Here is a 23,055-nt window from a genome sequence, read left to right as displayed (position 1 = left end):
TTTTAGATATGTCCAGTGAAAACGAAAACACCCTAATTGAGCCGAAACAAACTGGCATAATCGCCTATTTCGCCAATAACTCCGTTGCTGCCAATTTGATGATGATGTTCATCATCATTATGGGAATCTATAGTTATTTTACTATCCAGCGGCAAATGTTTCCCAATATTGAAATTAATTATATCAGTGTCAGTGCGGTGTACCGTGGCGCGTCTCCACAAGAAATTGAGCAAAGCATTCTCATTAAGATGGAAGAAGCGCTTAAAGACATCACTGAAATCAAGGAAAGTACATCACGTGCGGTTCGCGGCAGTGGCTCTATTACGCTGGAAATTGACCCAAAGAAAAAGTTAACTGACGTATTAGATAAAGTCAAAGCAAGGATAGACAGCATTGCTACCTTTCCTGCTGATATGGAGCCACCTAATATATCCCAAATTGAATTTCAACAAGATGTCATTGAGATGGCACTTGTGGGTGACTTACCCATTAGTGAACTAAAGCCTATTTCCAAGCAAATTGAAGATGAATTAATGGCACTTCAAAATGTGTCTCTTGTTCAACTAGAAGCGCCCGAAGATGAAATTGCCATAGAAATTGAACCTGACACATTACGCAAGTATAACTTGTCGATTGCTGATGTGACCCAAGCCATCAGTCGATTTTCAGCAGATATCTCAGCGGGTCAACTGCGCACAGATTCAGGCATTGTTGCTGTTAGAGTTGAAAATCAGCTTTATACCGGTGACGAGTTCAGGAAAATACCCGTCAAAATTGGCGCTAATGGCGCTAAAGTATTACTTGAAGATGTTGCCCAAATAAACGATGGATTTACCGAAGGTGAGCGATACTTCAAATATTCTGGCGTCAATGCCATGTCTCTAAGTGTCAAAGCGACCAAAGACCAAAGTACAGTACCTATCGCTAATTCAGTACACGCCTATGTAGAAGCCCGCAATAAAACGCTACCTGAAGGATTGAAACTCAAGATCCTAGTAGACATGACATTTTATTTAAATTCACGCCTAGACATGATGCTTAAAAACCTGTTTCAAGGTGCGCTTTTAGTGGCCTTGCTGCTTACGATATTCTTACGTTTTAGACTGGCTTTCTGGGTAATGTTGGGCTTACCAGTTTGTTTCTTGGGCGCAATAATGATGATGCCAATATTTGGCGTCACGCTAAACGTTTTATCTCTGTTCGCTTTTATCATGGTGTTAGGCATAGTGGTTGACGACGCTATCGTTATAGGTGAATCAGCTTATACCGAAATTGAAGAAAAAGGAGGCGGTGTAGAAAGTGTTATTCGAGGTGCCAAAAAAGTCGCCACACCCGCTACTTTTGGGGTATTAACCACCATAGCAGTATTTGCACCATCATTATTTGCTTCGGGTCCGCAGGCGTCGTTTTTCACCAACATTTCAGTTGTGGTGATTTTGTGTTTAGTCTTCAGTTTAATCGAGTCAAAATGGATTTTGCCGGCACATTTAGCCCATATGAAATTTACGCCGATTAAAGAGAGTAGTTGGCGAGCTAGATTCAACAAAAATTTCTTTAGCTTTGTTAACGGCCCTTATAGAAATTTCATTGTTCGCTGCATTGAGTGGCGTTGGTTAGTACTCACCACCTTCTTGGCGCTTTTGTTCATAAGTATTGGTTTAATCCAAGGCAGCTATGTTAGGACAGTTATGACACCTAAAGTGGCGCATGATTTCCCCGGTATCAATATTGATATGAATGAAAATGTGTCAGATGAATCAACTTTAGACGCACTTAAAACCATTGAAGCCATGGTTTATAAGGTGGATAAAGATATTCAGGATGAATACGGTAGCAGCATGATGAAAGATATCATGGTGTTTAATCAAGGCCGTACATCGGGCCGAATTTTGGTACCTTTGGTTAACGAAGAAGATCGCCATTTTGATGCCTTTGAATTAGCCAGAAGATGGCGCGCAGACATGCCCATTATTCCCGGTATGAAATCTATCACTATCCAAGATAATCTAATGGGTGGCGGTAACGGAAATGGCGAATTTGGTTTCATGTTATTTGGAGCAGATATTGAATTATTGAACGCTGCCGGACGTGAATTCATCTCCATGCTGCAACAGCAAGAAGGATTGTTTGACATTAGCTCAAGTATCGATCCGGCCAGCAAAGAGATTCAAATCGATTTATTACCTGTCGCATATGACTTAGGTTTAGATTTAAGTAATATCGCCAATCAAGTAGGCGCCAGCTTTTTTGGAGGCGAAGCACAAAGGGTGATTCGCGACGGAGAAGAAGTGCGGGTGATGGTGCGTTACCCTAAACTCACTCGTGAGCGTTTTGCCGAACTAAAATATGCAGTGCTAACCACTCCCGAAGGCGATGAAGTCATGCTTGGTGACGTTGTCACACTCACAGAAACCCCTGGCATTAACTATATTCGCCGGGAAGAAGGATACAGAAGTGTCTATGTATATGGCTCCATTGACGAAGAAGTGGTTGAACCCAATGCAATAATAGAACAAGTCGAAGAAACCTTGTTACCACAATTAAAGTCTAACTTCCCTGGAGTAAAGTCTGAATTAGGCGGCTCTATCGAAGAAGAGCAAGCCCAAGAAAGCGAGCAGATGACCTTCTTTATTGTTGGTTTGTTGATGATTTTCATATTACTGGCCATTCCCTTAAAAAGTTATGGTCAACCATTAATCATTATGTCAGTCATCCCATTCAGTTTAACCGGAGCAATCTGGGGGCATTTTATCTTTGGCATTGACCTTAGCATGCTTTCATTGTTTGGTTTAATTGCCGCGGCTGGTGTGGTGATAAACGACAGTTTGGTCATGACCGATTTTGTTAATCAAAGACGCAAACAAGGAGTCGCTTTGTTGTCAGCCGTTACAGAAGCCGGTTGTGCACGTTTTAGAGCTATCACCCTCACTTCAATTACTACATTTGTGGGTGTGTTGCCGATAATGTTTGAAACTAGTACACAAGCAAAAATAGTGATTCCCATGGCCGTTGCCTTAGGTTTCGCTGTACTTTACGCAACAATTGTTACTCTAGTTTTGGTACCTTGTTTGTATATGATCCTAGAAGATCTTAAAGCCGGATTTGTCAGGTTCTTTGGTTTATTTGGGAAGGTCTTTAAAGGTAAAAAAACAGCGCCGATTGAAAGTTCAGCTTCTCAGATTTAGCTGCTCTGATCCTTAACAAAGCGCCTTAATTGGCGCTTTGTTGTTTACTAGAGGCGACTATCATCAAGTCTGCTCACGCTCGAAAGTATTGCAAGTAAACAAATAGCAACCAATCACAACGTAGTATGCACATCCAATAATCCGGTAATACTGGTACAAAACAGTTCGAATAGCTTTAAATCTCGTTCAGTAAAACCCGGAGTGCTTAATAGTCGACGGCATTGAAGTACTGCGAAAATTTCTCCGGTTCTTCGTTTTAAAGGCACCGCCATAATCATTTGCGCTTCGTCATTTTTATCAATGTTTGGATCGATGTGTTCATCTAATAGTGAATTGTCTATCAAAACAGGTTCGTTTAAGTCTCTAACATAATTGACTAAGCCGCCTTCATTGGGATAAGTAATTACATGTTCACCACTGTTGTCACCCAAAGGAGAAGCGCGCCACTGTCCGTCAGACACTAGGTATAAAGGAAACCCTTGAGTCGCAAATTTCTCTGCGGCCTGAGCAGTAAAGTCAGACAAGGCGTTACTCAAAACGCCTTTAAATGCAATGGGATTAATCTTACTCTTAAGTGCCAAAATACGTTGTGATTGCAGTGAAAGGTCAACCATGAAGTATTGAAAATCAAAATCACTTTCAATTTGATTATTTGGTCGTTCAGAAGGGGTATCAGCTACCACTTTCATTAACTGTTGACTGTTATCGATAACTGCCTCATTGAAACTGGCAATATGCCCATCCTCTAAGTAGATAATTCGATCCGCTACATCAAGAATACGGTTATCGTGGGTAACTAACAAAATAGTGGAACCTTGTTCCTTAGCCATACTTTTCATGCGGTCGACCACATCACGACCCGATTGTTTATCTAGTGAAGCCGTAGGTTCATCAGCCATCAAAATTTTTGGCTCAGCAGCCATGGCTCGGGCAATGGCTACCCTTTGTCGTTGCCCGCCTGATAATTGCTCAGGGTAATAGTGGATGCGCTCTCCCAAACCCACAATATGCAAATATTCGACCGCTCGTTGTTCTATTTGGCGACCTTTAAATTTGCCACTAATTCGAATACCCAAGACCACGTTTTGCAGCGCGGTTAAGGCACCAATTAAGTTATGCTGCTGAAATATAAACCCAATGTTTTTGCGAACTTGCTCTAGTTCCCTACTTTTTGCACCGCACAATTCATTACCCAATATTTGCACACTGCCAGTCTTCACCGCTCTCAATGCGCTGACGATAGTTAAAAGCGTAGTTTTTCCCGAACCAGAAGGCCCCGTGACGATGACAATTTCGCCTGCTTTTATTTCGGTACTAATATTAAATAGAATTTGTTTTTTGAGGTCGCCGCTACCAAAAGAAAAATCCAAATTTTTAACACTAATTGAAATATCTGTGGTCATCAAAACACCTCTGCTGGATCGAGACGAGCGACCTTTCTAACGCTTAGCAGGGCGGAAATGGCACACATTATCATGGTTAGTATAAAGACGGTTATGGCTCTATCTTGGGTTAAATACAACGGCAGATTAGTTGCCCCTGCAGCTAATGAATATAGCCACATCACCACAGCCACCCCGGGTATGTAACCTAGGGCTCCCAGCAATACCGCTTGTTGCACAACAATTCCCGACACAAAGGTGCTGGAATATCCCATAGCACGTAAAGTTGCGTATTCACTCAGATGCTCAGACACTCCCGCAAACAAAATCTGATACACAATAATGGCTCCCACAACAAAGCCCATTATTGCGCCAAAGGTAAATATGTAGCCGATTGGGGTAGCCGAGTTCCAATAAGCGGTTTCTCGCTCGACAAAATCGCGCTTGGTCAGCACTAATACATCACCAGGAAGGTAAGCTTTGAGTTTGTCTCTTACCTCATTGGCATTGGTTCCCGCTTTGAGTGTGATTAAACCCAGTTGTATATCTTCCCTTGAACGGTCCGGAAACAAGCGAAGCCAATTATCGGTGCTCATAAATACACTGCCATCCAAGCCAAATGAGGTTCCCATTTTATACAAACCCACCACGCTTATTTCTCGATTATTGATTTCGGTCACCAATACTTTGTCACGAGTCACAGATTCACTCACGGGGCCGAATTCAGGCCGAGAGGCTGAATCAAAGATCATAGCATCACGGGCTTTAAGCTTAGGGCGAAGTTTATCAAATTCGGGATTGTCAAAGATGGCATCACCGGGATCAAACCCCAGTGTATTGATGCTTCTACGGCCATTGTTCCAAGGGTTTTTCCAGACTCCAGGAAAAATATTAACAGGCATCACTTGTTCGACTTCTGGCAACGCTTTGGCTTGATAAAGTCGCCGCTGTGAAAAGGCCTGAGGACGCACAATAAACACGCTGTCTGGGCTAAACAAAGCGATATCGTAATTGAGTTTTTCGTGAAAACGCACCGCACTTTCAAATAAGGCAGAACGAAAACCCAATTGCATGAGGATTAACAACACAGCAAATCCAATCCCACACAGCGCAACAATTAGACGTACAGGTCGATGTTTTAACTGTAACCAGGCTACTTTAGTTTGCATTGGTATCATATTATGAATCACTCAAGCACAATTTCGACTTGCAAATTGATTAAACGCCGCACAGCTTGAGGATTATCCAATAACACATCAACTTCAATGATTCGTGCGTCTTTTCGGGCCGCGGGATCGGTTCCAATAGCATCATGCTTTTGTATTTTTGGCTGAATATAGCTAACCTTTCCGGTGAGTGTGTCTTCTAGCGCATCACTACTTATTGTTGCCTTTTGACCCAAACGCACTCGGTTAATGTCTGTTTCATAAATTTCCGCTACCGCATACATATTTTGAACCGCAGCGAGTTCCACTACCCCATCTAGGTGCACAAACTCACCAGGATAGGCATTGACTTGAAGCACCATGCCGTCAATGGGTGAGTAAATGAGCTTACGCTGATATTCCGCCTTACGCCGTTGCAGCCGAGCTTTTGCGACTTCAATAGCCATCTCGCCCGCCGTAGCCGACACCCTAGCCGATTGACATGACGCCTGAAGCGATTTGGCATCACCTTGAGCCTGTTCTACTTCTTCTGCAGGTGCCAAGCCCTGACTTAACAGTTTCTCCCGTCTTAATGCCTCGCTTTTAGCGGTATCAGCCTGCACACAAGCCGCTTCTGCGACACTGGTGTCGGCTTCAAATTGTCGCACAGCAAGTTCGTATTCTTTTTCAGTTTCAACAACCAATGCTTGCGCTACAGCTGCAGAATCTATTTCAGCGATTAATTGCCCCACAGTAACAATATCGCCTTCAGCTACGTGTAACTTGGCTATTAACGAACCAGCTGTCGATTCTGGTGTGGAAGGTGCGCCGATAATAATGATGCCGTTTTCAGGTTCGATTCTACCTAAAGCGGCAACAGCGCTAATACCATCTGCCAATACCAACTGACTAAACAAACTAAAGGTGACAGTCATTGCCACTATTAATGAATCCTTCATGTTATTCCCCTTGGTTAATTTCAGACCTTTCTTCGGTTGACTTAAAATATGCTTTGAGTCTTTCGAAACTTCCTTTGTAGCCGATTTTCGTCGCTTTAGATTGGGCATCAAATTGCAGCATACCTACGCCTTTTACATGAATGTTGAGATAAAGGTCGGCTTGTTGTTGTTGAATTATTTGCTGCCGTTTAAGCGCTGACCCTGCCACCATAGCTTGCATAATAGTGGAACCAAGACTCGGTACAGAAGGCGCTTTTAACCAAGGAAATAAACGTTGAATCAACAACTGCCATCCCGATAACTCAGTTCCATAATCGGATTTTGCTTTAGGCCCTACTGGGGGGGCAACATCAACGGCAATCACAACTCCAAATGGATTGATTTCACGCATGATGTCTACCGGCAAATTGTTTAGCACGCCACCATCGACTAAGAGTTCGTCTCCATGGGGAACAGGCGGTAATACCCCAGGAATAGACACACTGCTGCGGATCGCTAGCCAAGAATCCCCACGTTGATGAATCACCGGTAAAGCGGTGGTCAAATTAGTGGAAACACAAAAAAACGGTAACCAATAATCTTCAATATCCCAACCTTGAGTCTGCTCCCGTATTGTTTGACTGATACGTTTACCCGCAATTACAGAAACCAATGGAAAAGTGAAGTCGATAATTTTGTAATAGGCTTGTTTAGCGCGCTGCATCACTTGATCTGCACTAGCACCTTGCGCAACAATGCCCGCAATAGGGGCACCCATACTGGTTCCCCCCACCATATCGATGGGAATGTTTAACTCTTCCATTGCTTTAATGACACCCAAATGAGCAAATCCACGAGCGCCACCGCCTCCTAAAACCAAACTGACAGCATTTCCAGATAAAATCCTTGTAACTCTTGCCATATCAGCAGCGTGTCCTTTACGCACATGATAAATGGCATCAGGGGAAGCAGACTTAAGCCAAGCCGAGGTGTTTCTTGGTCTGTCGGTTTCAGGTTCGTGCAACAACACTAAACTCCAACGTTGCCGTTCGCCAGATAAGTGGGGCGCTAAGGATGACAAATCTGGTGCTGAGTTAGCTTCTGCTACCACTATGACTTGGTCAGTTTGTCGCACACACCTCGCGCTCCATTGTGACCATTCTTGATCTGACTGATACACCAAAAACTGGCAATCATCTTCTTGGGAATGCAACCATTCGACTAATCGTAAACTCGTAGCTTCATTTTCGTGACTCTGGGCAATACCTTCAGAGGCAAGCTCATCATTCACAATATTGCTGCTCAAATGTTTAGTCGAACCGTAGTCTGATAAAGTAGCGCAAAGTTGTTGGGAAAAGTTTGTAAGCTCTAAATTGCCATTGGCTGGCAACAAACTAATACATCTAACCGGCGCTTTTGACGTGCCTTTTTCGATGGGTAAATCGGTGAGTCGCTTACCGAGTATATGGGCAATATTATGAATCGCTCTGGTATTGCGTTGTAGCATCAGCTCAAAACTGTAATTTGACAATTTAACTAATTCGCTGTCTCTAACGGCATACACAGTATGAGCTTGGGGTTGGGCAGTTAAAAGTGCGGTTTCCCCAATGGTTTCACCTGCTAAAATTGCATCGTTAACCACTTCTCTACCATCTAATAATTTTGTGGTCATTTGTAGACGACCGGCCACCAAAATATATGCACCGTCTGGCACGTCACCTTGTCGAAACAATGTCTTACCGCTTGGCAGCGTTACCCACTCGAGTTCGTGTTCTATATCAGCTAATACAAATGGCAACATCACCCCAAAAGGGCCAAACAATTTATCGAGATGAATTGATAATCGATGCTTGCGCATCATATGCAGGCCAATACTCTGTAGTTTTTCCCACAACAGTGGCTGCTCAGATAACAGACTGTCGTAGATTTCTCTGGTGATGATAGCAACTTGGCTATCAGTACGAGCAAGAATGGAGTTCAAATGTGTTTCTTCAGTAAAAAAACTCAATAGGCCAATTAGCTCCCCTTCTTCAAGTTGCTCATACATGCCTAACATTTTGGCTTTACCAGATTGTTCTTTTACCAGATTACCGGTTATCAACAAATAGAAACAGGTATCGCCGTCTCCTTCTGTAACCAAATAATCATCGGCACTGACAGTTCTTATTTGCGCATATTCAGTGAAAATTTGGCGTTCTTGTTCATTTAAGGTAATGGTTTGCGCTGATCCATAATCGAGATCTGCATTTTCTTGAGGCGAGAAAGTATCCAATTATTTAATATTCCGTCAATCTTAGGCCAACTTTTGGCTTCCCCCAATACAGCGAAAATTGAGAAGCCTAATTGGATTAAGATTGACAGTTCTTAAAAAATAGACTTTAAATCTTGCAGTTATGGTACTTTTTTATAGTTTTATCGGTTGATTGTATACAAGCAGCTGTACGAATTCCATACTAAATAGTACAATAGTTTGTTAAGGGATTGGTAGCCGTGGTATGAGTTTTTGACTAAGTTTGATAACGGTAAAATGATGATTTCGCTACCCAATTTATTGAATTTAACTTTGATTTTACTAGGTATATAGAAATTATGGCTCGACTAGACATGTACGCTAACTATGAGTTGCAAGCCTCATTTAAACTCGATGATAGTGATTTTCTTTTAGGTCGTGATGCAGGTTGTATGGTGATTATCCCAGATTCAAAAGTATCGCGTAAACATGCCATTATAAAAACAGTTGATGGTAATAGAACTATTCAAAACCTAGGGGTAAATGGCACTAAAGTTAATGGTAAATCCTTAAAAGACGATTATACGCTACAAGCTGGAGATGCAATATTTATCGCTAGCTACATATTAGTTTATCAGCCTGAAGATAATGCCAAAGCAGATCTCGATTCAACTACCATTGTTAGCCGTTCACCCGCTAAAAAACTCGTTTTGTAGTCAATAAAATTATCTAATTATGAATGTCTTCGCTAAGTATATTTGTTAGAGAAGGCGGCAAGAAATTGCGTCAAGCAGCTGTCTAAACCTAAACAGCTGCTTATTAACACACAAACACTGATTCGCTATTGTTGATGTTTTTTATTGTAATTAAAACTCAATGAATAGCTATATCGTTTGTTCTCTAAAAGATATTCTTGATGGGTACTTGGACTCCAAGAATCATCTCCCCCTACTCCCATATGTTGGTGATCTATATGGACATGTACCACATCACTTTTAAGCAATTCGTGGGTATGTTTTGCCGCTGCTAATTGGGCTTGGGAATATTCACTTGCTGCAAATAAAAATTCACCTGCTACCTGTAACTCACCAATTTCTAACAATTGACAGTCGCTTCGTAAGCCGTTATCGGTCGGGAAAATATAAGGCGTATGCAGATCATCAATGTGCAAACTGTATTCTCCAAATCGAGCAGCCGACTTGCGGTCTGGGTAATTCTCAAATGGCCCCAAACCTAACCATTTAACCTGTAGATTTTCTTGTTTGGTTAAACCCACACTCACCCCTACTCTTGGAACAGGGGGGAGTGCGTCGTCGAGACATACCGTGATAGCCAGCTCTAGGTCGCCGCTACTATTAACACTATAAATCCATTGAGTCTGACAGCATAACTTGCCGTTAAATTCGTAATCGAAAACGCAGGTGATACGCACTTCCATTTCTGAAGAAACCGCATCTATATAACGACAGTTACGTTGCCAATTCCCCAGCCCTGCTGCTATCCAGCGAGCTTCCCAAGCATTAGGATCAAGGTTATCCACTTCACTAACACCAATATCATTATCCAATGCAGCGCGATAAAAATTATCCACCAGCGGACTGGCTATCACTCGTTGGTTGTCTCGTAACCAATGTACGATAAGTCCCGTTTTACGGTCAATTACGAGTTCTAAACCTTTTCCATGAATATCAATAGTCTGTTCATTTTTATTTAAGCTAAGAACAGCTTGGTTAATTGGTTTTGCAAAGTTTTGCCTCGTTAAACTTTGCTTATTTATCAACGAAAACTGCTCAGTCGCTAATACATGCCCGGATGGTGCAAAGCTATTTTCTTCTATCAATTCCACGTCTAAATTTAGATGGTAAATGGCCCCCTGTTGAAAGTTTGTTTTTACTACAATGGTTAAATCAATGCTGCTTTGTGGAGCAATGTCGATTGGGGAGCTTCCTTTTTCTATTTCAACTCCATTTTGTAAAAGGCGCCAAACCAGCTTTTCGTTGTCTGTTGTTCTAAACACATAATCACTAGAAATAGTCAGCTTGTATTCGTTTTGACCTAGCATTGGCGCGAAGCTAAAAGACAAATGTTGTTGGCAATATTTAGCTTCAAACAAGCTTGGGTGTGGACTGCGATCGGGAAACATCAATCCGTTTATACAAAATTGGCGGTCATTCACTGTATCACCAAAATCACCGCCATATGCCCAAAAGTGACGACCCTGTGCATCTGTTTTTGATAAGCCTTGGTCTACCCAATCCCAAATAAAGCCACCTTGTAAACGCGGGTATTCTTTAAAGGCTTGCCAGTAATCCTCGAAACTGCCAAGACTATTGCCCATTGCATGGGCGTATTCGCATAAGATAAGTGGTCGAGATTCTCCAGGTAAACTCAACCACTTTTTAATGGAATACTTAGGTACTGCCTCGTCGTTTACATCAGAATCTACCCGTGAATACATTGGGCATATTATATCTGTAGCACTAGTGTTTGCGCCGCCACCTTCATACTGCACCGGACGTGAAGGATCAAAACTTTTTGACCAAGCGTACATCGCGTCATGATTAGCACCATGGCCACATTCATTTCCTAATGACCAAATAATAATACAGGCGTGATTTTTATCCCTCTCAAGCATCTGCGTGTAGCGAGACATAAAGGCCCCAGCCCATTGCGGATCCGATGCCAAACGCCCCATTGGAAACATTCCGTGTGTTTCTATATTGGCTTCATCTACCACATAAAGGCCGTACTCGTCACATAGCTCATACCAACGTGGATGATTTGGGTAGTGGGCTGTACGTACAGCGTTGAAGTTATTCTGTTTCATTAGTTTGATATCAGTAATCATGTCTGATTCTGATACCGCATGACCATGTTCCGGATGATGTTCGTGTCTATTAACGCCGCGGATCAATATTGGTTTGCCGTTAACGGATAACTGCCCTTGAATGATCTCTACTTTTCTAAAACCTATGTCATAACCTTCAGCATCTACCACTTCGCCTAACTCGTTTATAAGACTGACCACACAACGATACAAATAGGGTATTTCTGCGCTCCACTTTTGCGGGTTTTTAATGCTGAAATTGTGAAAAACCACATCTTGCCAGCCACCTTTTTCATCAACACGTTTATTATTAGTGCTTTGAATTTGTGGTTCAATAATTGCGATATCACCATCAAAAACCTGCACACTGATCTTATAATTGTCAGGCGCATCAATAGTGGTTTTGACGGCCAAACTCGCGTCTCGATAACACCCATCTAAATCAGGCGTAATAAATACATCGCTAATTTGATATTGAGGTTTACTTAGTAACACTACGTCTCTAAAAATACCGCTCAACCACCACATATCTTGGTCTTCAAGATAACTACCATCACTCCAGCGGATCACCATAACGGCAATTCGATTTTTCCCTGCAACTAAAAAGGGTTGCAAATCAAATTCACTCGGCAGCCGACTATCTTGTGAGTAACCCACCCATTGCCCGTTACACCACAAATGAAAAGCCGAGTTAACGCCTTCGAAAATAATCTGATTACGTTGCGTTAGTTGCTGCTGTGTAATGGCGAATTCAGTTCGATAACATCCGGTGGGATTATCCTTTGGAACAAATGGAGGATTGACTGCAAAAGGGTACTTAACATTACAATAAATAGGTTTATCAAAACCATGAAGCTGCCAATTAGAAGGCACGGGGATATTATCCCAGTTGTCACAAGGTTGCTCAGTGAGAAATGCTCCATCGACCTCTTCAGGTTTAGCAAACAACCTAAATTGCCAATTACCATTGAGTAGTCGCCTTTGAGAATTTTGATTTTGACGCGCATCTTCAATACTTATAAAACCATTAAGTGGGCTGTGTGCTCTGACAGTGTTGATCTGAGTGGTTAAAGGAGTCTCCCAGTCACGGCGATGAATAATATAGTCTAGTGAATTCATGTTTTTCCCCGTAGGTTTTAAATTGCCACGTTGATAATTTTGTGTAGGTTACCAAATATAGCTAAAACTCTACTTTTAGATTATGCTTAAAACTATCTAATTTTTATCCAGAACTATCATTAGTACTCATGAGTAATCACATCAAAGATGTCCTTGATATTGGCCCCAATTGTTATGAACGCTTCATTGATTCAACAGTACTGGCAGAAATAAAACCGCTAGATATTACCTTAGCGGGATGCTCTAACTTAAGCGGTAAATATTGCGTCGGACGCACATCTCCTTTGGAGATTACCTTATTTTATACCCTTAAAGGACAAGGCAAATTAATCACCGTAGAAAATGAATATTCATTGCTGCCTAATACCCTAGCCATTTTGCCAACTAAGCAGAGTTTTGAGGTAAGTATCGCTGCAGAGCAATGGGATATTGTTTGGCTAAACCTCGCTAACAGCAAGCGTTGGCAGCATGTCAATTTAGAGCAAGCACAAGTATTAACTGCTCAAAAACTCGAGCCACTACACTACGCTATGGAGATTTTATATAGTGAACCTGACGCCGCCTTACGCCAGGGTGTGTTTCCCATATTGAACAAATATCTGAACACAGCAATCTTAGGAGATAATCAAAACAAGGCACATACTCGGCTACAGTACTTGTTTCAGGATATTGAAAAACGCCTCCAGTATGACTGGACGATAGAGGAAATGTGCAAAGTAGTACATTATTCACCTCCCCATTTACATCGCTTGTGCCAAAAACAATTTGCTCAAAGCCCGATACAAAAACTCATTGAATTGCGAATGCAGCGGGCAAAAAATTTGCTACTTAATACCCGCTGGCCTGTTCAGCATATTGCTGGCTATGTTGGCTACTCAAATATTTTTAATTTCTCAAAAAGTTTTAAAAAATTACAAGGTCAATCACCTAGTGAATTTAGACGAAACCATAATTAACAATAATCTCTTAAAACCTGCTCCTTAAGAAACTGATTGGGTTGATTCACGTGTCACTAGTTGCGGTCTAAAATGCAGAACCGGAACACTGTCGGTAGTGCCTTTTGCAGACCGCAAATTCACTAAATGCTGGATCAAAGATGCGGCAGCTTTACGTGCAATAATGTTAGTTGGCTGAGCCGCGGTTGTTAACATAGGCCAAGTTTGGCGGGAGAACGGACTGTCCTCAAAACCTGCTATTGCCATATCTTGAGGCACATTGAGACCTTGTAAGCGTACTGCAAATAACGCCCCAGCTGCTATTTCATCGTTACACGAAAAAATTCCAGTAGGTGGAACATCCAACGACAATAACTGCTTAGCACCTTGAACGCCAAATTCGAACGAATAGGAGCCGTCAATTTGATAATCTTTAACAATGGGTAAATCGTGTTTTTTAAGTGCGTTTAAATACCCAATTTTACGTTCATGACTGGAACGGTGATTATCGTCACCACGCAAAAATGCAATTTTAGTATGCCCCTGCTCGATTAAGTGTTCAGTGATATCAAACGCTGCATCTCGGTCATTAATATATACACAGGGAGAAGATACTTGCTTCTGTTCACTTGATGAAATAATTCGAATAAAGGGAATATTCATTTCATGCAAACCACTGAGTACTTCAGGCATTTCTGAAAGTGGCGGCGAAATAATTAAACCAGCCAATTGCGAACGTTTAATCATAGTAGCCAGTTCAGCAACTATATCTTTGTTGTGTGCTGAACAAGGGTGAATAATCAATTCATAACCGCGATCTCTGCATTCTGCCAATATCCCATTTTGCATATCAAGAACGTAATACGCATTTGGATTATCGTACACGTACCCTAAAGAATAAGATTTATTGGCGGCTAAATTACGCGCTGCGTTATTAGGCTGGTAATTAAGCTCTTTAATGGCGTCATTGACTTTTTTCAAGGTTTCGCTACGAACCGAACCTTCGTTGTTAATCACTCGGGAAACTGTTTTAAAGGATACGCCTGCTAATTCGGCCACTTCTTTAATGGTAGTTTTTGTTTTCATTTTTGCTTTAAGCACCATTTATGTAGGTTGTCAGTTTCACTTAACTAGAGACTTTCCCATAGCGATAAAAAACCATTGTAATAGATAAAACTACACATACCTTGTGTTACTTTTCGCCATTAACAAGTTTCCTCATATTACTATTAAATTTCGTCTCTAAAAAGTAAGCTTGTAATCCACATCAGTTTTATTGCTTGTGATCTCAAGTAAATTGCCTAAATCTTTCTGTTAACTCTTGTGTAACTTATGAGTAATGAGATGCTTACACTCATGCGGTTAGTAAGTGACTTATATAAAAGACATTGCAGAATTCTGAAATTTCGTTTAAATTAGCCACAAATGACAACGCTGTCAACCGTGTATTTTTGATACTAATTACTACAATATTACCCACAAAGAAAATAACTGAGACATCAGTGTTATTAGCCACCTTATTCGGCGATGGATAGTATATATAAAACAAATTTAACCTTGGATTATAGGAAGTTAGATGCAGATTATTATTTATGATAACGCTCACCAAGTTGCAGAAAGTGCAGCGAAATGGGTAAAAGAGCTTATCAACAAAAAGCCAGCTCCAGTGTTGGGGTTGGCCACAGGTAGTACTCCAATTAGCTTGTACAAACAATTAGTTGAGCAACATAAAGCTCAAGGCCTTAGCTTCAAAAATGTCACTACCTTTAACTTGGATGAGTATCATCAAATAGATCCGCTCAACCCACAAAGTTATCGTAGTTTTATGGATAAAAATTTATTCAGCCATGTTGATATTGATATGAATAATACCTTTTTACCTACCTGTGCTGTCGGCGAAAATCCGCGTGTGCAGGGTCTAGCTTATGAAGAAAACATCAAAAAACATGGGGGTATTGATTTACAAATTTTAGGAATTGGTGCCAATGGCCACATTGGGTTTAACGAACCCACATCGAGCTTATCTTCAAGGACACGAATCAAAACTTTGACCCAGCAAACGATCAGCGACAATAGCCGCCTATTTAAGCCCAACGAAAAACAACCCACTATGGCAATGACTATGGGAATTGCCACCATTATGAACGCACGTTATGTATTGTTAATGGCAACAGGTGCCAACAAAGCCAATGCAGTTAAAGATATGATAACTGGCGGTGTTTCGGCAATGTGCCCTGCTTCCGCGCTGCAAATGCATGAAAATGCCATTATCTTATTAGATAAAGCAGCGGCCAGTGAATTAGGCGAGCAAAATTACTATCAATGGGCCGAAAGTGAAAATCGGAAGCTAATTGAACATTATGGCTATTTTCACAATTATTAACCGAAAATAACCCTTTATCTGCGTCAATAAGGGTTGCCCAAGATAACTATTTGAATTAGAATTTCGTAAATTGACAACGCTGTCAAAATAGCTTTTTTACATAGTTGTAATCTTCAGGTTTTATGTGTGTCTTGACCGGAACTCTATTTGTTCCGGTTCTTTTTTAAATAAAAATCGGCGCTTCGGTTTTCGCTACTTTAAACACCTCATAGTATAAAAAGTAATAGTTCAGTTTAACGAATAGCATATTCAAATTGTTGCAAATAAATTGAATATATGTAGAATAAAATGACAACGCTGTCATTCTTCGAGGCAGTTACTCCTAGTATTGAGTTGGCGGTTAACCAAAAATATTCAAGGGATTGACAAATCATTACGTGCTCCAGTGATGTCCTTTATCCCTGAGTTATGTTCGCTTCGATGCTTGCTGATGATAGAAAAAACACAGCGATAACGCTGTAGAAATAGACAAAATAAATTGCAAACAACTAAGTATGTATTGTTCTCAACAATAGAGGGGTAATTTTTGACTAATTCAATGGACATTTTCCTGGGCATAGACGGTGGTGGCACTAAATGTAAAGCTCGCCTAGAAGATGCGCAGGGAAATTTTTTAGCGGAAGCAACCGCAGGCCCTGCCAACGCTGCACGTAATCTAACAGGCTCAGTCAAAGCCGTTCTAGAAGCCACTGAAAAAGCCATTGCCAAAGCCAATATTAAAGGATTAACCCTGAACCACATCCATGCTGGAATTGGCCTGGCTGGCATTAATATCCCCAAAATTAAACAATTATTTTTGAAACAGTCTTTGCCCTTTGCAAGCTGGCATTTAACTACAGACTTACATATTGCATGCTTAGGTGCCCATTTGGGACAAGACGGAGCCATAGTAATAGTCGGTACTGGTTCTTCTGGGATCGCGACTTTTGACGGCCTACAGCTGGAAGTAGGAGGCCATGGTTTTGTGGTAGGCGATAAAGGAAGTGGTGCGTGGTTAGGAAAAATGGCGATTAGTCTTTGCCTTGAAATGCTAGATGGCATCATTCCTAGGAATCAGCTTTGTGACCAAGTAATGAAGCAACTTAACTGTGTTAAACCCTATGACTTGGTGAGTTTAACCTTAGAAGCCAAGCCTGCTTTTTACGCTTCAATTGCACCTTTTATATTGCAACTCGCGGCCAATCAACAACAAGATGCGTTAGAGCTAGTCAAACAAGGGGCGACGTACGTTAATAAGCTTTGCCATCGATTATTGATCAACTCGCACCGTTTATCGCTGATTGGTGGCATAACACAGCCATTAATGCCCTACCTCGATAGCCAACTACAGAATATGATTGAACCAGCTAAGGCTTCTCCAGAGCAAGGCGCTATCCTATATTCCAAATCTCAGTTAAACGGCAATTCGTTGTCATGAAAAGCAGCTTAGTGCTAATTACTGGGTCAAGAGCAACTGAACAAATTGCCCAGGGTTTCGATCAATTTGCGGCACATCTCAATACAGCAACTAAAATAATAACGAGGTAAAGATGCAGCGTTTTTTTGCAGAAAACTTGTTTGATGGCAAAACAGTTAAGAAAAATCAATTAATAACTGTCAAGGCCGGCACAGTTCAATCAATTGAAACCGCCGACCCACTAGACGATGCCGAACAACTGCTAGGTTTAGTAACACCCGGTTTTATAGACGTACAAGTTAATGGTGGCGGTGGTGTGTTGTTCAACAATCAACCCACCTTAGAAACATTACTCAAGATGAGCCGAGCCCACCAGCAATTTGGAAGCACAGCAATCTTGCCAACCTTAATTACCGATGACTTCGCAACAATGCAAAAGGCAGCAGATTCAGTTGCTGCAGCCATTGCTCAAAATGTAAAAGGCATTGTTGGCATTCACTTTGAGGGTCCTCATTTAAGTGAGCCTAAAAAAGGCATTCACCCTTGCCAACATATTCGCGAGATTAGCCCAAAAGAATTAGCCTTATTTAAAAGGCAGGATCTCGGCTTAGTGTGTGTGACTTTAGCACCAGAAAATGTCTCTGTTGCGGTAATTAAGGAGTTAGTCAAAGCAAACGTAAAAGTGTGTTTAGGCCACTCCAATGCAAGTGCCGAACAAACCTTTGCAGCGTTGCAAGCGGGGGCTCAAGGTTTTACCCACTTATTTAACGCAATGTCACCGCTTCAAAGCAGAGCCGCAGGCATGGTTGGTGCCGCGTTATTAGATCAATCTAGTTATTGTGGCTTGATTGTTGACCATGAACATGTGGATACGACAAGTTGCCAGTTGGCAATAAAATGTAAAACGCCAGAGCATATCATGCTAGTTACCGATGCAATGTCACACGTAGGAAGTGACCAAACCGAATTACAATTTGCGGGTATGCAGATCAATCGCCAAGGCAATAAATTAACCATAGAAGGGGGCCGCTTAGCGGGTTCAGCCCTTGACATGGCAAGTGCGGTTCGCAACTGCATAGAAAACTTACACTGCTCCATGCAACAAGCACTCAAGATGGCTTCTAGTACTCCCGCCACATTCCTTGGTATACAGCAGCAAAAGGGCTATTTGAGTCCCCAAAGTGCCGCCGACTGGGTGGTGCTAGACAATCAGTATTATGTGAACGCCACCTATATAGCTGGCGAAAAAGTATTTGGATAAAGCGGAAATAACACTAAAAACAATAAGAAGGTGAATAATGCAAACAATCACAACTCAGCCGCCTAAATCAAAGGCCCTCGTACCTATGTTTATTATAGGCATGTTGTTCTTCATATTCGGTTTTGTAACTTGGCTAAATGGAGCCCTAATCCCATTTTTACAAATAGTCTGTGATTTAACTGAGTCACAGGCTTTATTGGTGGCCTTTTCGTTCTATATAGCCTACGTTGTCATGGCTTTACCTATGTCTTGGGTACTAGATAAAGTAGGCTACAAACACGCTATGTGTTTGGGCCTGGTGGGTATTGCTTTAGGGTGTTTATTGTTTATACCCGCGGCTTATTCACATGAATTTGCAGTGTTTTTGATTGCGCAGTTTATTGTGGGAACGGGACTCACTATTCTACAAACTGCATCCAATCCATATATTGTAAAAATAGGCCCCAAAGAAACCGCAGCTGTGCGTATTTCTATTATGGGTTTATTAAATAAGTTCGCCGGGTTTCTCGCACCTATAGTATTTACGGCCTTGGTTCTGGGTGAGTTTGCAGGTGTCAATGCACAGTCAATAGCAGCCTTGACAGAGTCCGAACGTGTCGCGCAAATAGCCGCTTTAGCTGATGGTTTAGTATTACCTTATACCTATATGGCGCTGGCTTTGTTTGGTTTGGCGGTGTTACTTAAATTCTCCACATTACCTGACTTAGTTCTAGAGAAGCCAGAATCGGCGGATGCTGAAGCGGGGAGTTTAAAAGCGTATCCACAACTTATATTAGGTGTAGTTGCATTGTTTCTATATGTTGGCGTCGAAGTCATAGCGGGAGACACCATAGGTTTGTTTGGTTCTCAATTGGGTGTGGCGAACGCCACATCTTTGACTTCGTATACTATGGCTTTTATGGTTCTCGGCTATTTAATTGGTTTGCTTGTTATCCCACGTTTTGTCGACCAAGCTCAAGCGCTTGCTGGATCTGCTATTTTAGGTTTAGTTCTGAGTGTCGCAGTGGTATTTGCTGATGTGCAATCCACTTCAATTTCCAGTGCTTTATGGGGATGGATGGGCATAGCTGAGCTACCTAATGCAGTTACTCTTATTGCCATATTAGGATTCGCCAACGCTTTAGTATGGCCCGCAGTATGGCCTCTAGCCTTAGATGGATTATATAGCCTTACCGCTCGAGGTTCAGCTTGGTTAATTATGGGGATTTCTGGAGGCGCCGTACTACCGGTACTATATGGTTTCTTAGCTGAACATTTTGATACCCAATCTGCTTATTGGATGATGCTACCCTGTTATGCGTTTATCCTATTTTATGCATTAAAAGGCCATAAAATCAGAAAGTGGTCCTAAATGTTTTAGCGAACAACTTCGGCCTAAGGTGTGGCACCTTAGGCTGGTGAAATCAATCATTTCGAATCCATAGCTGCACAAACCTTTTTAACGGAAGTAGTCATGACAAAAGTACTCAATCTCATAGCACACCCACTCAAACTCAGATCCTCACTACATTTAAAAAAATATCAAACACTCTCAGGATTAACCCTAGCCATGGTTTTTTTTATGGTTTCGTGCGGAACAGAAAATCAACCACAACTTGCAACACCAGTGGTGGCGACTAATGCAGTAAGTTTTGCTGCTCAGCAAATACAAATCAAATTAGGTATTGACCATAATTATTCAAACACTGACTGCCCCAAACAAGCGACTAGCTGTTATCAAGCCACTATGACATTGCAATTTCCCCAAAATATGCCTGCAAATTGGCATATTTTATTCAGCAACTTGTCACCAATTGGCAAAGCCGTTAGCAATGAGTTTGAGCTTGTACATATCAATGGAGACTTACATAAGATTTCGCCAAAAGCCGACGACGAATTAAGCGCTGCAATAAAAGCTGATACTGATTATCACATTAGGTTTTATGGTAATACTCCCTTAGTCTCTGAGTCAGTTTTGTTTCCAAACTACATTCTTGTAGGAGACGATGGGGATAGTAGCGTTATATCCTCAACAACAGAAAAATTGCTTGATGGTCATCAAATTCCTCGCCCTCAGCACGTCAAACCCTTCAGCCTGCCGCAACAGCAACTTAGGCAAGCAGACGATAAAGTCGCTATAGCAAATGCTAAAGAACGTTATTATCGCTTTTTGTCTCGTACGTCTGACAAAAAAGACGAACAACAATCACGGATTATCCCTAGGCTTGAAAACGCTAATTGGTCGGGTGATAGCTTAAAACTTTTATCTGGTCTGCAATTACCCGATATGCAGCACATCAAAAATACTAAGTTCAAAACTGCGATTACCCAAAGATTTAAAGCCAATTCACTAGAAATAAATCAACAAGGTTTACCCATCAAAATTGCACCTAAAAATAACGCCTCACCAGAGAGCTATTCGTTGTTGATTACCAGCAATGACATTCAAATTACCTATGCAGATTCCGCCGGTCTTTATTATGCAATGATGTCAATTGCACAGTTGTACGATCCACAGCATCAAACCTTGCCTCTAGGTGTTGCAAATGACCAACCCAGTATGGCGTTTCGCGGGCTACACATTGATGTTTCTCGGAATTTCCGTAGCAAAGAGTTTATTTTGCAAACACTCGATCAGATGTCTTATTACAAACTCAATAAATTGCATTTGCATTTAGCAGACGACGAGGGCTGGCGTCTTCACATTCCTTCACTGCCAGAACTAACCGATGTTGCAGCGTTTCGCTGTCTAGATGAAACAGAACAAAACTGTCTAATGCCACAACTAGCTGGAGGCAATGGAAAATTAGCGGCAACTCAACAAAACAGTGGTTTTTATAGCATTGAGGATTACATTGAAATATTGCAATATGCTCAGGCTCGTCAAATTGAGGTATTGCCTTCTTTAGATATGCCCGGACACTCCCGCGCAGCCATTGTTGCTATGAATGCTCGATTCAATCGCCTTATGCAACAAGAAAAACCCCAGCAAGCTCAAAAGTACTTCTTAACCGAGCTGCAAGACACAAGTCAATATCGCTCAATTCAGAACTATAACGACAACACACTAAACCCCTGTTTACCTGCTACTTATACATTTATTGGGGAAGTACTGACTCAATTAATCGATATGCACCAAGCTGCTGGTGTACCATTAAAGCGCTATCATATCGGCGCCGATGAGACCGCTGGTGCATGGACAGAGTCTCCTGCTTGTACCGCCTTAATTGCCAAAAATGAATCCATTAATGAAGCCTCACAACTCGGTGCTTACTTTGTAGAAAAGGTGGCTAACAAAGTCAGTGAATTGGATATTGTGCCCGCAGCATGGAGTGATGGAATATCTCATGCTAACGCTGAAAATTTGCCTAAAATATTACAATCTAACGCATGGGAAGCGTTGTACTCTGGTGCCCACACTAAAGTACATAAAATGTTAAACAAGGGATGGCAAGTGGTATTATCTACTCCTGACGTTCTCTACTTTGATTTCCCCTATGAAGCAGATCCCATTGAGCCCGGTTATTATTGGGGTTCTAGATACACCGATAGTTATCAAGTATTCCAATTTATGCCAAATAATTTAGGGGTACACGCTGAGATTTGGCAAGACAAATATGGCAATACCTATACAGCACCAGCCGAGATTGATATTCAAAACAATCAGAAAGTTTTAGGCATACAAGCGCAACTATGGGGTGAAACCGTGCGTTCTGATGCTCAGGCACAGTACATGCTTTTCCCGCGATTATTAGTGGTAGCCGAACGCGCTTGGCATCGCCCGCAATGGACCGAAACTTATAAAAAAGGCGTGGCCTACACGGCTAACACCAGCCACTTTGATGTACAACAAACTCAAGAAATGAATGCCGATTGGCTTAGTTTTACTCGGTTATTGAGCGATAAAGCCATGCCGCAACTAGTAAAAGACGGCGTTGTGCCGAGAGTACCTTTGCCTGGCGCAGTGATCAAATTAGACAAGTTACATATGTTCTCTGCCTTTAATGGCTTACAACTTGAATATAAGATTCCTGGTGAGGTCTGGCAGACCTATCAGGGTCCGATTAAGGTATCCAAGAAAAGAGATATTAAAGTGCGCGCTACGATCCCTAGTACTCAAGTGAGTAGCCGTGAAACAGGGGTAACGGAAATCTAAGCTTTGGAAGTGCATTCACACCAATAGAGTAAATGTCATAAAGATACAAAAGGGCTGAATTGGCGGAACTCGACTAGAATTTTTGGTCAGTAGTTCGCTAACTTCACCCCTTATATCCA

General features: G+C 41.7%; 14 protein-coding genes. 8 read left to right on the top strand and 6 right to left on the bottom strand.

All coding sequences use genetic code 11. From position 1 onward, the window contains the following. Nucleotides 1-8 precede the first annotated feature (8 nt). Nucleotides 9-3,185, top strand: coding sequence for an efflux RND transporter permease subunit (locus ABJK37_RS17305; RefSeq protein ID WP_348356561.1), 3,177 nt, complete (start codon nucleotides 9-11; stop codon nucleotides 3,183-3,185). A 113-nt stretch (nucleotides 3,186-3,298) separates the two neighbouring features. Here the strand turns inward: ABJK37_RS17305 and ABJK37_RS17300 are convergent, their stop codons facing one another. The 4 genes from ABJK37_RS17300 to ABJK37_RS17285 are packed head-to-tail and all read right to left on the bottom strand — an operon-like array spanning nucleotide 3,299 to nucleotide 8,922. Continuing rightward, nucleotides 3,299-4,588 carry an ATP-binding cassette domain-containing protein gene (locus ABJK37_RS17300; RefSeq protein WP_348356559.1) on the bottom strand — a complete coding sequence of 430 codons (1,290 nt, stop codon included), beginning with the start codon at nucleotides 4,586-4,588 and terminating at the stop codon, nucleotides 3,299-3,301. Next, nucleotides 4,588-5,736 (bottom strand): ABC transporter permease DevC, encoded by a 1,149-nt coding sequence (gene devC, locus ABJK37_RS17295; RefSeq protein ID WP_348356557.1) that lies wholly within the window; start codon nucleotides 5,734-5,736, stop codon nucleotides 4,588-4,590. The genes ABJK37_RS17300 and devC overlap by 1 nt, the downstream gene beginning before the upstream one ends. Nucleotides 5,737-5,753: 17 nt before the next feature. Then, nucleotides 5,754-6,671, bottom strand: coding sequence for an efflux RND transporter periplasmic adaptor subunit (locus tag ABJK37_RS17290; RefSeq protein ID WP_348356555.1), 918 nt, complete (start codon nucleotides 6,669-6,671; stop codon nucleotides 5,754-5,756). 1 nt (nucleotide 6,672) lies between these two features. After that, the gene (locus tag ABJK37_RS17285; RefSeq protein ID WP_348356553.1) at nucleotides 6,673-8,922 is read right to left on the bottom strand and encodes a cyclic nucleotide-binding and patatin-like phospholipase domain-containing protein; all 2,250 of its coding nucleotides are present in this window, start codon (nucleotides 8,920-8,922) and stop codon (nucleotides 6,673-6,675) included. A 317-nt stretch (nucleotides 8,923-9,239) separates the two neighbouring features. On the opposite strand from ABJK37_RS17285, the gene ABJK37_RS17280 reads away from it, so the two are divergent. After that, on the top strand, nucleotides 9,240-9,596 hold the full coding sequence (locus ABJK37_RS17280) for an FHA domain-containing protein (protein ID WP_348356551.1): 357 nt from the start codon (nucleotides 9,240-9,242) through the stop codon (nucleotides 9,594-9,596). 125 nt (nucleotides 9,597-9,721) lie between these two features. Here the strand turns inward: ABJK37_RS17280 and ABJK37_RS17275 are convergent, their stop codons facing one another. Beyond that, nucleotides 9,722-12,826: a beta-galactosidase gene (locus ABJK37_RS17275; protein WP_348356549.1), complete on the bottom strand. Its 3,105-nt coding sequence runs from the start codon at nucleotides 12,824-12,826 to the stop codon at nucleotides 9,722-9,724. A gap of 128 nt (nucleotides 12,827-12,954) precedes the next feature. Between ABJK37_RS17275 and ABJK37_RS17270 the strand changes: the two genes are divergently transcribed. Next, a complete protein-coding gene (locus ABJK37_RS17270; protein ID WP_348356547.1) occupies nucleotides 12,955-13,782 on the top strand; it encodes an AraC family transcriptional regulator in 828 nt (275 codons plus the stop codon). A gap of 24 nt (nucleotides 13,783-13,806) precedes the next feature. On the opposite strand, the gene ABJK37_RS17265 is transcribed toward ABJK37_RS17270, so the two are convergent. Beyond that, nucleotides 13,807-14,847: a LacI family DNA-binding transcriptional regulator gene (locus ABJK37_RS17265; RefSeq protein ID WP_348356545.1), complete on the bottom strand. Its 1,041-nt coding sequence runs from the start codon at nucleotides 14,845-14,847 to the stop codon at nucleotides 13,807-13,809. 490 nt (nucleotides 14,848-15,337) lie between these two features. On the opposite strand from ABJK37_RS17265, the gene nagB reads away from it, so the two are divergent. From nagB to ABJK37_RS17240, 5 genes are all read left to right on the top strand, one after another. Beyond that, on the top strand, nucleotides 15,338-16,144 hold the full coding sequence (nagB, locus tag ABJK37_RS17260) for a glucosamine-6-phosphate deaminase (RefSeq protein ID WP_348356543.1): 807 nt from the start codon (nucleotides 15,338-15,340) through the stop codon (nucleotides 16,142-16,144). 526 nt (nucleotides 16,145-16,670) lie between these two features. Continuing rightward, entirely contained in the window at nucleotides 16,671-17,561 is an 891-nt protein-coding gene (locus ABJK37_RS17255; RefSeq protein WP_348356541.1) for a BadF/BadG/BcrA/BcrD ATPase family protein, read from the top strand. 112 nt (nucleotides 17,562-17,673) lie between these two features. After that, nucleotides 17,674-18,801 (top strand): N-acetylglucosamine-6-phosphate deacetylase, encoded by a 1,128-nt coding sequence (gene nagA / locus ABJK37_RS17250; RefSeq protein ID WP_348356539.1) that lies wholly within the window; start codon nucleotides 17,674-17,676, stop codon nucleotides 18,799-18,801. Nucleotides 18,802-18,838: 37 nt separating this feature from the next. Next, the gene (locus ABJK37_RS17245; protein WP_348356537.1) at nucleotides 18,839-20,152 is read left to right on the top strand and encodes a sugar MFS transporter; all 1,314 of its coding nucleotides are present in this window, start codon (nucleotides 18,839-18,841) and stop codon (nucleotides 20,150-20,152) included. Nucleotides 20,153-20,254: 102 nt separating this feature from the next. After that, nucleotides 20,255-22,936, top strand: a complete 2,682-nt coding sequence (locus ABJK37_RS17240; protein WP_348356535.1) for a family 20 glycosylhydrolase — start codon at nucleotides 20,255-20,257, stop codon at nucleotides 22,934-22,936. Nucleotides 22,937-23,055 lie beyond the last annotated feature (119 nt).

The sequence above is a fragment of the Paraglaciecola sp. genome (assembly GCF_039964565.1).
Classification (GTDB): domain Bacteria; phylum Pseudomonadota; class Gammaproteobacteria; order Enterobacterales; family Alteromonadaceae; genus Paraglaciecola.
This window is presented reverse-complemented; position numbering and strand designations above follow the sequence as displayed.